Origin of the sequence: Streptosporangium carneum (assembly GCF_027922005.1) — a bacterium.
Taxonomy (GTDB): Bacteria; Actinomycetota; Actinomycetes; order Streptosporangiales; family Streptosporangiaceae; genus Streptosporangium; species Streptosporangium carneum.
Genome location: NZ_BSEV01000009.1, coordinates 23,282 through 34,929, shown reverse-complemented (window position 1 = coordinate 34,929; position 11,648 = coordinate 23,282). Strand labels below are relative to the sequence as shown.

11 protein-coding genes are annotated in these 11,648 nt (G+C 70.7%); all 11 read right to left on the bottom strand.

All coding sequences use genetic code 11. The features are described 5' to 3' along the window. Nucleotides 1–202: 202 nt before the first annotated feature. The 11 genes from PKF00_RS20450 to carA all read right to left on the bottom strand — a co-directional run bounded on the left by PKF00_RS20450 (nt 203) and on the right by carA (nt 11,593). Complete coding sequence (locus tag PKF00_RS20450) at nt 203–763, bottom strand: TPM domain-containing protein (protein WP_271219182.1); 561 nt, start codon at nt 761–763, stop codon at nt 203–205. A 278-nt stretch (nt 764–1,041) separates the two neighbouring features. After that, nucleotides 1,042–1,410: a hypothetical protein gene (locus tag PKF00_RS20445; protein WP_271219181.1), complete on the bottom strand. Its 369-nt coding sequence runs from the start codon at nt 1,408–1,410 to the stop codon at nt 1,042–1,044. Between the two features lie 80 nt (nt 1,411–1,490). Then, entirely contained in the window at nt 1,491–2,864 is a 1,374-nt protein-coding gene (coaBC, locus tag PKF00_RS20440; protein ID WP_271219180.1) for a bifunctional phosphopantothenoylcysteine decarboxylase/phosphopantothenate--cysteine ligase CoaBC, read from the bottom strand. Between the two features lie 8 nt (nt 2,865–2,872). Next, complete coding sequence (gene rpoZ, locus PKF00_RS20435) at nt 2,873–3,136, bottom strand: DNA-directed RNA polymerase subunit omega (protein WP_012889517.1); 264 nt, start codon at nt 3,134–3,136, stop codon at nt 2,873–2,875. Between the two features lie 13 nt (nt 3,137–3,149). Then, nucleotides 3,150–3,722 carry a guanylate kinase gene (gene gmk / locus PKF00_RS20430; RefSeq protein WP_271219439.1) on the bottom strand — a complete coding sequence of 191 codons (573 nt, stop codon included), beginning with the start codon at nt 3,720–3,722 and terminating at the stop codon, nt 3,150–3,152. Nucleotides 3,723–3,916: 194 nt separating this feature from the next. Beyond that, the gene (gene mihF / locus PKF00_RS20425; protein WP_012889515.1) at nt 3,917–4,240 is read right to left on the bottom strand and encodes an integration host factor, actinobacterial type; all 324 of its coding nucleotides are present in this window, start codon (nt 4,238–4,240) and stop codon (nt 3,917–3,919) included. Nucleotides 4,241–4,427: 187 nt separating this feature from the next. Next, nucleotides 4,428–5,141 (bottom strand): orotidine-5'-phosphate decarboxylase, encoded by a 714-nt coding sequence (gene pyrF / locus PKF00_RS20420; protein WP_271219179.1) that lies wholly within the window; start codon nt 5,139–5,141, stop codon nt 4,428–4,430. Next, on the bottom strand, nt 5,138–6,112 hold the full coding sequence (locus tag PKF00_RS20415; protein ID WP_271219178.1) for a dihydroorotate dehydrogenase: 975 nt from the start codon (nt 6,110–6,112) through the stop codon (nt 5,138–5,140). Before PKF00_RS20415 ends, pyrF begins: the two co-directional genes overlap by 4 nt. Further along, a complete protein-coding gene (locus PKF00_RS20410) occupies nt 6,102–6,977 on the bottom strand; it encodes a dihydroorotate dehydrogenase electron transfer subunit (RefSeq protein WP_425582232.1) in 876 nt (291 codons plus the stop codon). Before PKF00_RS20410 ends, PKF00_RS20415 begins: the two co-directional genes overlap by 11 nt. A gap of 166 nt (nt 6,978–7,143) precedes the next feature. Continuing rightward, nucleotides 7,144–10,464 carry a carbamoyl-phosphate synthase large subunit gene (gene carB / locus PKF00_RS20405; RefSeq protein ID WP_271219176.1) on the bottom strand — a complete coding sequence of 1,107 codons (3,321 nt, stop codon included), beginning with the start codon at nt 10,462–10,464 and terminating at the stop codon, nt 7,144–7,146. Then, nucleotides 10,457–11,593 (bottom strand): glutamine-hydrolyzing carbamoyl-phosphate synthase small subunit, encoded by a 1,137-nt coding sequence (gene carA / locus PKF00_RS20400; protein WP_271219175.1) that lies wholly within the window; start codon nt 11,591–11,593, stop codon nt 10,457–10,459. The genes carB and carA overlap by 8 nt, the downstream gene beginning before the upstream one ends. Nucleotides 11,594–11,648 lie beyond the last annotated feature (55 nt).

Below are 11,648 nucleotides of genomic sequence, written 5' to 3'. Positions count from 1 at the left end.
CGCTCGCCGAATTCTAGCCCCACCTGGAGCGGCGTCGCGAAATCACCTCGAATCTGGCGAGCCGAAATCAGGGACCGGTGACCGTGTCGGCCGTCCAGAATCACGTCCTACCAGAAACACCTCCGAATCACACCCCATCGGAAATGCCGGAAATCACGCCACTTTGACTGGTTAGACGGCACGATCCCGCCCCCGTACGGCCTCATCCGCCCGGCCCGCCTGGAGCACGCCCCCCGGCGGCCGCCGCCCGCACAGCCCGTCTCACGTGATCCATCTCACCTGGAGCCCGTCCCGCGCGGATCAGCCCCCGGGTGGCGAGAGCCTCCGCGTAGCCCTCCGCGGCGCCCACCGCCGCACCCGCCCAGTCGCCGTGCCGCAGCGCGGGCTCGATCGCGGTCGCGGCCACCTCGTCGAGCTCCCCGGCCGACAGGGGGAAACGCGAGTCGGCGGAGACGGCGTAGCGCCTCTGCCCGACGGAGACCGCCAGCAGCAGCTCGAGCCTGCCGAGATGACCGCGCAGGGCCGCCTGGGAGGCCCACTCCTGGGCGGACAGCCCGGAGAAGTCCTCGACGTAGACGACGTACAGGCGCACGGCGTGAGCGGCCTCCAGCCTGGCGAGGGCGGCCTCGACCTGACCTCTGCGACCGCCGAGCGCGCCCGCCCTGTCGGTCACCGTCCGGGAGACGGGGGTCGGCGGTTCGGCGCGTACGGCACGGCCCCCACGGGCCGCGACACCGGGCGGGAACACGAGGGACAGCAGCACGACGAGAACGCGAACGACACGCGACGCCCGCGAGGTCCCCATCAATCCAGAAACCACCTCCGACCCTTTTATCCTTTTCGCCCGTTTTATCCCCAAGTGGGGAGAGCGGCACACGTTTCCTCAACGGACGGGGGCGAAGAGGGCGGAGCGGAGAAACGGGCCCGGGGGGAAATCCCGGCCGACGGCCGGACCGGGGCCGAGGCCAGGAGCGGGGCGACAGGACGAGGGCGGGGATCGCGGTCAGGGCGGAGGAGAGCGGTCGGGACGGAGGAGAGCGGTCAGAGGTCGGGAAGCGGGTCGGGGGGCAACGTCTCGGGGGCGAAGACCTCGGCGTCCGCGGCGCACACCACCGCCGCGTACTCCTCGTCGATCTCGAACACCATGCCGCCGAGCTCGATGGCCGCCCCCGCGGAGAACTCGACCGGGCCCAGCCTGGTCCGGCGCGCGTGGGTGGCGTAGACGGAGTTCGGTATGTCACGGTCGAAGAACTTGGTGGACAGCACCAGGATCGACCGGTCGGCGACCACGATGAGGAAGGTCGCCATGCCCGGCGCGTTCACCGACAGGGCCGGCAGGATGTAGCGGATGTCCTCCCCCGAGGGGAGCAGGGCGCGGCAACGCGCCCTGACGACGGCAGACACCGGCATGGTCAAAACCCTCCCGGGCGTAACGTTCCAGGCCGCTTTCGGACGCAGTATCCGTCGCTGGAGGATCTCCAGCAAGCAGATCAGGCGAGCCTTCCGGCGACGAGGTCCCAGACCACGTCGGCGAGGTCCTCCTTGGGTCCGCGCGGGATCTCCACCGGATCCCCGTCCGCGACCAGCACGACCGCCGCGTTGTCCGGCCTGCCGAACGCGAGATTCTCCCCCACCTGGTTGACGACCAGCAGGTCACAGCCCTTGCGGGCGAGCTTGGCGCGCCCGTTGGCGAGCACGTCGTCGGTCTCCGCGGCGAATCCGACGATGACCTGGGGGTACGGCTTGAGCCCCTCCCTGCGGCGCTCACCCAGCTCAGCCAGAATGTCTGGATTTTTCACCAAATGGATAGGGTCGGGCTCGGCGGAGGTCTTCTTGACCTTCGAGTCGCTCCGCCTCGCGGGGCGGAAGTCGGCGACGGCGGCGGCCATCACCACCGCGTCGGCGTTCTCGACCGCCTCCAGCACGGCCTCGCGCATCTCGAGCGCCGACTCGACCCGGATCACCGTGGCCCCCGCCGGGTCGGGCAGGGCGACGTTGGCGGCGACCAGGGTCACCTCCGCGCCCCTGGCCAGGGCCGTGCGGGCCAGGGCGTAACCCTGCAGGCCCGAGGAGCGGTTGCCGAGGAAACGGACCGGGTCGAGCGCCTCGCGGGTGCCCCCCGCGGAGATCACCAGGCGGCGGCCCGCAAGGTCCGCGGGACGTCCCGACAGGACCCCGCGGCAGAGCTCGAAGATCTCCCTGGGGTCCGGCAGCCGTCCGCGGCCCGTGTCCGCGCCGGTCAGACGGCCGACGGCGGGATCGATGACGATCGCCCCGCGCTCGCGCAGCGTGGCGACGTTGGCGCGGGTCGCGGGATGCTCCCACATCTCGGTGTGCATCGCGGGGGCGAAGACCACCGGGCAGCGCGCGGTGAGGAGCGTGTTGGTCAGCAGGTCGCCCGCCAGCCCGTGGGCGGCCTTGGCGAGCACGTCGGCGGTGGCGGGGGCGACGACCACCAGATCGGCGCCCTGCCCGATCCGGACGTGGGGAACCTCGTGCACGGACTCCCAGACGTCGGTCGTCACGGGATTGCCCGACAGCGCGGCCCAGGTGGGCTCGCCGACGAAGTTGAGGGCCTCTCTGGTGGGGACGACGCGGACGTCGTGGCCCGACTCGGTGAACAGGCGCAGCAGCTCGCAGGCCTTGTAGGCGGCGATGCCCGCGCTGACCCCGAGGACGACGGAGGGCCTTCGACGCCGGCCGCCGCCCTCCGAGGCCGCGGAGCCGTCACCGCCCGGCGTGGAAGGGCGCTCGTCGCCGGGCGTCGGGGAACCGCCGTGCGACGTCCGCCGTTCGGTGGGAGAGCCGGACTCGGAGGAGTCGGCCACGGGCGCGTCCGCCGCGCCCTCGCCAGGCGTCCGCATGGGTGGGACTAGCCCTCGATCGGCTCTGAGGTGAGCAGGCCCTCGCTGACCTCGCGCAGCGCGATGGACAGCGGCTTCTCCTGGGCGTGGGTCTCGACGAGCGGGCCGACGTACTCCAGCAGACCCTCGCCCAGCTGGGAGTAGTAGGCGTTGATCTGGCGGGCGCGCTTCGAACCGAAGATCACGAGGCTGTACTTGCTGTCGACGATGTCGAGCAGGGCGTCGATCGACGGGTTGGTGATGCCTTCGGAATAGGCCGCGTTCGTTGCCACGTTGTGTTTTCCCCTAGCTAGGTGAACGTCCGGGGCTCGAAGCCTCGGGAGCATCAGCCAACAAGGCTATCAGCCGGTGGCATACGTCCTGGACGGATGTGTTCACCAGGGACAGGTCGAACTCCTGCTCGGCCGCCATCTCGATCCGGCCCGCGGCGAGTCGGCGGGCGATGACGTCCTCGGGCTCGGTGCCCCTGCCCCGCAGACGCTTCTCCAGCTCCTCCCACGAGGGCGGGGCCAGGAAGACCAGAAGAGCCTCCGGCATGGTCGCGCGGACCTGACGGGCCCCCTGCAGGTCGATCTCGAGCAGTGTGGGAACCCCCGCGGCGAGCTTGTCGAGCACGGGGCCGCGCGGCGTGCCGTACCGGTTGCCGGCGAACTCCGCCCACTCCAGCAGCTCGCCCGAGGCGGCGAGGCGGTCGAACTCCTCGTCGTCGGCGAAGAAGTACTCGACCCCGTGGGTCTCCCCCGGACGGGGTTTCCTGGTGGTCACCGAGACCGACAGCCACACCTCCGGGTGTGCCCGCCGAAGCTCGGCGACGACCGTGGACTTGCCTACACCTGACGGCCCTGAGAGGACCGTCAGGCGGTTGCCGGTCGGTCCGGGGAAGGCTCGCGCCCCCTCCGGGCCTGCGACCGGGGATGTGGAGCCGCCGGACCCGCTCTCAGCGGTCTTCTCCGGAGCCCGACTCCCGTCGGGCCACGATGTTCCGGTCAACTCCAAAACCCCCCGTGATGCCGTTCCCGCGATCGCGGGTGAGCGTGTGTCTTGAACCGAGATTAGCTCTCGGCCCCGCCGAACTCACGCTCGAGCGATGCCCTCTGGTTGGCGCCGAGACCCCGCACGCGGCGGGACTCTGCGATGCCAAGCCGCTCCATCAGCTGCTTGGCGCGGACCTTGCCCACGCCGGGGAGCGACTCCAGAAGAGCCGACACCTTCATCTTGCCGATGACGTCGTCAGCCTGCCCGTCTTTGAGCACCTCAGCCAGAGAGATAGCGCCGTGCTTCAGGCGGTTCTTAACCTCGGCACGCTCTCGGCGGGCCTTGGCAGCCTTCTCTAGGGCTGCGGCGCGCTGCTCAGGGGTAAGGGGAGGAAGAGCCACGCCGGGTCACCTCGAATTTCCTGTCGATGTACTCGGACGGGAAGGGAAACTAGCTGGTCATCGCGCTTCAAGCAACGTCAAGACCAGTTTCTTCCCTTAGAAAATCTACTTCGTCACTTTGTGTATCGCAAAAGTTGCCGAGTGTCGACGAAACGACGCTCAACTCCGCGTTTTTCGGGGATGCGGATCAGGCCCCCCTGTCGGCGGACGCGAGGGCCCTGCGGAGCTCCGCGGCGATCCTCGCCGCCGTCGCGCCGGGGTCCGCGGAGCCGGTGATCGGGCGGCCGATCACCAGAAGATCGGCCCCGTCGGCGAAAGCCCTCTCGGGAGTCGCTACTCTGGCCTGATCCTGACTCTCGGAACCGGCGGGGCGGACGCCGGGAGTGATGAGGGTGATGTCCGGCCCGACCTCTGCCCGCACCGTGGCGACCTCACGTGGCGAGCACACCAGGGCCTGGGCTCCCGCGCCGACGGCGAGCGCCGCCAGACGGCGCACGGCGTCATCGGGAGGGCCGGCGACGCCGATCCTCTCGAGATCGGCCTCTGAGAGCGACGTGAGCACCGTCACGGCCGCGACCTGGGTGCCGGGCAGCGCGTCGACCGCCGCCCTGATCATGGTGGGGCCTCCCGCCGCGTGGACGGTCAGGATGGCGGGCTTGAGCCGCGCCACAGCCTTGGCCGCGCCCGCGACGGTGTTCGGGATGTCGTGGAGCTTGAGGTCGAGGAAGACCTGGACGCCGCTCGCGCCCCGGACCGAGGCGATCACCTCGGGGCCGTAGCGGAGGTAGAGTTCGAGACCGACCTTCACGGTGCTGACGTGCGGGGTCACCAGGCTCGCCCAGTGGGCCGCGGTCTCCAGGTCGGGTGCGTCCAGGGCGACGGCGATGGGTGCGGGCGTCACAGGGCGGTCTCCTCAAGGTCTATCCGGTGCCGGGTGGCAGTCCCCGGCGGACGATGGGCCAGCCCGACGGCGTCGGCCAGGCGGTGGAACCCCCGCGCCGCCAGGAGCTCCTCAAGCTCCCGCAGGACGCGCAGGCAGGCGTAGGGGTCGTGGAACAGCGCCGTGCCGACAGCGACGACACAGGCGCCCGCCAGGATCAGCTCGAAGGCGTCCCTGCCGGTCAGCACGCCCCCCATGCCGATGATGGGCACGCTGGGCAGCGCCGCGTGGACCTGCCAGACGCAGCGTACGGCCAGCGGCCGGATGGCCGGTCCCGACAGGCCGCCGGTGACCGCGGCGAGCGAGGGCCGCATGGCCTCGGTGTCGATGCTCATGCCGATGGGGCTGTTGATCATCGAGAGGGCGTCCGCGCCTCCGTCGACGCACGCCCTGGCGACGCTCACGATGTCCACCACGTCGGGCGACAGCTTGGCGACCACCGGGACGTCGTAGCGCATGACCGAGCGCACCGAGGCGATCACCTCGGCTGAGGCGGCCCCGTCGCGGGCGAAGACCCTCCCCCTGTCCTCGATGTTGGGACAGGAGAGGTTGACCTCGACGGCGGTCACCCCGGGGGCGTCGGTGAGCCTGCGCGCCAGCGCGGTGTACTCGGCGACGGTCCCGCCCCCGACGGAGACGACGGTCCTGACGCCCCGCTGGGCCAGCCAGGGCAGCTCACGCTCCAGGAAGGCGTCCACGCCGGGCCCCTGGAGGCCGACGGCGTTGAGCAGCCCCGAGGGCGTCTCGGCCATCCTGGGGGTCGGACGGCCCGCTCTGGGGGCCATGGTGATCGACCGTGTGGTCAGCGCGCCGATCCGGCCCAGGTCGAAGAACTGGGCCAGCTCCGAGCCCGAGGCGGCGCATCCGGCGGCCGTGGTGATCGGGTTGGCCAGTTCCACGTGCCCCAGGTACGTCCGCATGTCAACCGACATTGCGTGTTCCACCACCCGGCGCTCCGAGCGCGTCGAACGGGATCGTTCCGACGTCGTCGAAGCGGACGCGCTCGCCCCTGAAGACCGGTCCTTCGACGCACGAGCGCACCATCCGGGTGACACCGTCGTCTCCGATGACCGGCAGCACGCACGTCATGCACACGCCGATCCCGCAGGCCATCCGCTCCTCGACGGCCACCTGGACCGGTATGTCGAACTCGACCGCCACGGCGGTGACGCCGCGCAGCGTCTCCATCGGGCCGCAGGCGTAGACCGCGTCCGCCCTGACGTCGGCGATCACGCCGGGCAGCACGTCGGTCACCCTGCCGCGCATGCCCAGGGAGCCGTCCTCCGTGGTCAGGGTGGTGGTCTCCCCCATCCTGCGGGCGCGCAACGCGCCGAAGACCCGGTCCGACGAGGCCGCGCCGAGCACGAAGTCGACCCGGCAGCCGCGCTGCTGGAGGGCGTCGGCCACGGTGAACAGCGGCGCGGAGCCGTACTCGGCGCCGACCAGGACGCAGGTGACCGGGTCGCGCGGCAGGGGGAACGGCCTGCCGAGCGGCCCGACCAGGTCCAGCGTGTCACGGGCGCGGCGCTCGGCCAGCCACGCCGTGCCCGGACCGCCGACGGTGAAGACGAACTCGACCGTGCCGCCGTAGTCGGGTTTGACGTCGTGAACGGAGAAGGAACGGCGCGTCAGCATCGACGTCTGCGCCCCTCCGACGGCCACCGACACGAAGTGTCCCGGCCTGAAGCGCTCGGCGATGCCGGGCGCGACCACGGTCAGCGCATGGTAGGCGTCGACCCGGCGCGTCGTCAGCACCGTGCCCGTCACCTGTACCGGAGTAACAGGCGTCTCCCTCACCTCCGCTTAGGCATCAACCCCGCAGGTGTGCTGTGTCCATGGTCGCGTCCGGCTCCTCATTCTCCACGCGGACGGCTCATCCTTCGCCGGCCGCTCCGCTCACTCGTCCCCTCAAGCCGCACGAGCCCACGGTCGCGCCCGGCTCCTCATTCTCTACGCGGACGGCTCATCCTTCACCGGCCGCTCCGCTCACTCGTCCCCTGAGCCGCTCCCCGTGCTCCTGGAGCGACCGTACGCCCACGTCGCCGCGGACGATGGCCTGGACGCCCTGGACCGCGGCGGCCAGCCCCTGGACGGTCGTAATGCAGGGAACGCCCCGCAGCACGGCCGCGGTGCGGATCTCGTAGCCGTCCAGCCGCGGCCCGGACTGTCCGGGGCTGCCGAAGGGCGTGTTCACGATGAGATCCACCTCGCCGTCCAGGATCCGCCTGCCGATGGTCGGCTCCCCGTCGGGCCCCGTCCCGTCACTCTGCTTGCGCACGATCTTGGCATGGACGCCGTTGCGGCGCAGCACCTCGGCCGTGCCCTCGGTGGCCAGGATCTCGAATCCGAGGTCGGCCAGCGCCTTGACAGGGAAGATCATCGCACGCTTGTCGCGGTTGGCCACCGAGACGAACGCCCGTCCCTTGGTCGGCAGCGAACCGTAGGCCGCGGCCTGCGACTTGGCGTAGGCGGTGCCGAAGAACTCGTCGATGCCCATGACCTCGCCGGTGGAGCGCATCTCCGGGCCGAGCACGGTGTCGACGCCCCTGAACCGGTTGAACGGCAGCACGGCCTCCTTGACCGCGATGGGCGCGTCCAGCGGCATGGTGCCTCCGTCGCCCTCCGCGGGGAGCATGCCCTCGGCGCGCAGCTCGGCCACGGTGGCGCCCATCATCACCCGGGCCGCCGCCTTGGCCAGCGGCACCGCGGTGGCCTTGGAGACGAACGGCACCGTACGGCTGGCACGCGGGTTGGCCTCCAGCACGTACAGGATGTTGGCCGACATGGCGTACTGGACGTTCAGCAGGCCGCGCACGCCCACCCCGCGGGCGATGGCCTCGGTGGCGGACCGGATGCGCTTGATGTCGTAGGCGCCGAGCGTCATCGGGGGCAGCGAGCAGGCCGAGTCGCCGGAGTGGATGCCGGCCTCCTCGATGTGCTCCATCACGCCGCCGAGGTAGAGCTCCTCGCCGTCGAACAGCGCGTCGACGTCGATCTCCACGGCCTCGTCGAGGAACTTGTCCACCAGGACCGGGTGGTCGCTGGCCGCGCCCGCCTTGGCCATGTAGGTGCTCAGCGTCTCGTCGTCGTAGACGATGGCCATGCCCGCGCCGCCGAGGACGTAGGAGGGCCGCACCAGCACCGGGTAGCCGATCTCCTCCGCGATGGTCAGCGCCTCCTCCACGGTCACCGCGGTGCCGTGCTTGGGGGCGGGCAGCCCGGCCTCGGCCAGGACCCTGCCGAACGCGCCGCGTTCCTCGGCCAGGTGGATCGACTCGGGCGAGGTGCCGACGATCGGCACCCCTGCGTCCTTGAGCGCCTGGGCCAGTCCCAGCGGGGTCTGCCCGCCGAGCTGGACGATGACGCCCACGACCGGCCCGGTCTGCTGCTCGGCGTGCACGACCTCCAGCACGTCCTCCAGGGTGAGCGGCTCGAAGTAGAGCCGGTCGGAGGTGTCGTAGTCGGTGGAGACCGTCTCGGGGTTGCAGTTGACCATGACGGTCTCGTATCCGGCGGCCGACAGCTCGAAGGAGGCGTGCACGCAGGCGTAGTCGAACTCGATGCCCTGGCCGATGCGGTTCGGGCCCGAGCCGAGGATGAGGACCTTGGGACGGTCGCCCTGCGGGACCTCGGTCTCCTCGTCGTAGGTCGAGTACAGGTAGGGCGTCTGGGCGGCGAACTCGGCGGCGCAGGTGTCGACGGTGTTGTAGACGGGCCGCAGGCCCAGGGCGTGGCGCAGGTCGCGGACCTCGGGCTCGCTCATGTCGCGCAGCTCGGCGATCTGCGCGTCGCTGAAGCCGTTTCGCTTGGCCCTGGTCAGCACCTCGACGGTGAGCCGGTCGGCCTCGCGCACCTCGGCGGCGATCTCGTCGATGGCGTAGAGCTGGTCCAGGAACCACGGGTCGACGGCGGTGGCCTCGAACAGCTCGGCCGCGGTCGCCCCGGCGCGGATGGCCTGCTGCATGGTGCGCAGCCTGCCGTCGTGCGGGGTCCCGCAGGCCGCCAGCAGTTCGTCCTTGTCGCCGGGCTCTCCCGCCCAGGTGAAGACCGCGCCCTTCTTCTCCAGCGACCGCAGCGCCTTCTGCAGGGCCTCGGGGAAGGACCTGCCGATGGCCATGGCCTCGCCCACCGACTTCATGTGGGTCGTCAGGGTCTGGTCGGCGCCGGGGAACTTGTCGAAGGCGAAGCGCGGCACCTTGACCACGATGTAGTCCAGCGACGGCTCGAACGACGCCGGGGTCTCCCTGGTGATGTCGTTGGGGATCTCGTCCAGGGTGTAGCCGATGGCCAGCTTGGCCGCGATCTTGGCGATCGGGAAGCCGGTGGCCTTGGAGGCCAGCGCGCTGGAACGGGAGACGCGCGGGTTCATCTCGATGACGACCATGCGTCCGGTGCGCGGGTCGACGGCGAACTGGATGTTGCAGCCGCCGGTGTCGACGCCGACCTCGCGGATGACCGCGATGGCGACGTCGCGCATGTTCTGGTACTCGCGGTCGGTGAGGGTCAGCGCCGGGGCCACGGTGACGCTGTCGCCGGTGTGCACGCCCATCGGGTCGAGGTTCTCGATGGAGCAGACGATGACGACGTTGTCGGCCTTGTCGCGCATGACCTCCAGCTCGTACTCCTTCCAGCCGAGGATGGACTCCTCCAGGAGCACCTCGGTGGTCGGCGAGGCGTCGAGGCCCGCTCCGGCGATCCTGCGCAGGCCGTCCTCGTCGTGGGCGAAGCCGGAGCCGACGCCGCCCATGGTGAAGGAGGGCCGCACGACCAGCGGGTAGCCCAGCTCGCCCGCGGCGGCCAGGCACTCGTCCATGGTGTGGCAGACGAAGGAGCGGGCCGACTCGGCGTTGAGGCCGCGCTCCTCGGCGACCTTGGCGACGATGTCCTTGAACAGCTCCCGGTTCTCGCCCGCCTGGATGGCGTCGACGTCCGCGCCGATCAGCTCGACGTCGTACTTGGCCAGGACTCCGGCCTCGTGCAGGGCGATCGCGGTGTTGAGCGCCGTCTGGCCGCCCAGGGTCGGCAGCAGCGCGTCGGGGCGCTCCTTGGCGATGATCTTCTCGACGATGTCCGGGGTGATCGGCTCGACGTAGGTGGCGTCGGCGAACTCCGGGTCCGTCATGATCGTGGCCGGGTTGCTGTTGACGAGGATCACGCGGAAGCCCTCCGCGCGCAGCACGCGGCAGGCCTGGGTGCCGGAGTAGTCGAACTCGCAGGCCTGCCCGATCACGATCGGCCCTGAGCCGATCACCATGACCGACTGGATGTCCGTGCGCTTAGGCACCCTTGCTGCCCTCCGTCGTGTTCGTGTTCTCTTCCATCAGCGCGCAGAACCGGTCGAACAGCCCGGCGGAGTCGTGCGGGCCCGCGGCGGCCTCCGGGTGGTACTGGACGCTGAAGGCGGGACGGTCGACCAGCCGCAGCCCCTCGACGCAGTCGTCGTTGAGGTTGACGTGGCTGACCTCCGCCGGGCCGTACGGCGTGTCGAAGCTCCCCTCGAGGGGGGCCTGCACGGCGAAGCCGTGGTTGTGCGCGGAGATCTCCACCTTGCCGGTACGGCGGTCCTGGACCGGCTGGTTGACCCCCCGGTGGCCGTAGCGCAGCTTGTAGGTGCCGAGCCCGAGGGCGCGGCCGAAGATCTGGTTGCCGAAGCAGATGCCGAAGAACGGCTTGCCCGCGGCGAGGACTCCGCGCAGCGCCTCGACCTGGTGGTCGGCGGTCGCCGGGTCGCCGGGACCGTTGGAGAAGAACACCCCGTCGGGGTTGAGGGCGAGGATGTCCTGCGCGGTGCTCGAGGCGGGCAGGACGTGCACCTCGCAGCCGCGCTCGGCCATCCGCTGCGGGGTCATCGCCTTGATGCCGAGGTCGACGGCCGCCACGGTGAACCGCTTCTCGCCGACGGCGGGCACGACGTACGGCTCGGCGGTCGAGACCGCCTCGGCCAGGTCCGCGCCCTCCATGGCGGGGCTGTTCCTGACCCGCTCGAGCAGCTCCTCGACCGGGGCGAGGGCCTCTCCGGAGAACACCCCGGCGCGCATCGCGCCGCGCTCGCGCAGGTGGCGGGTGAGGGCGCGGGTGCCGGGGATGGCGATGCCGACGACGCCCTGCTCCCTGAGGTAGTCGTCGAGGGAGCGGGTGGCGCGCCAGTTGGAGGAGACGCGCGCGGGCTCGCGGACCACGTAGCCGGAGACCCAGACGCGGGAGGACTCGGGGTCCTCGTCGTTGACCCCGGTGTTGCCGATGTGCGGCGCGGTCATCGCGACGATCTGTCGGTGGTACGAGGGGTCGGTGAGGGTCTCCTGGTAGCCGGTCATCCCGGTGTTGAAGACCATCTCGCCGAAGGTCTCGCCCTCGGCTCCGTAAGGGGTCCCGTGGAAGACTCGGCCGTCTTCCAGCACTAGCACTGCGGTCACTCAAACACCCCGATCATCTCGGTCATTGCTCCGCAAAGTATGAAATATCTGGCGC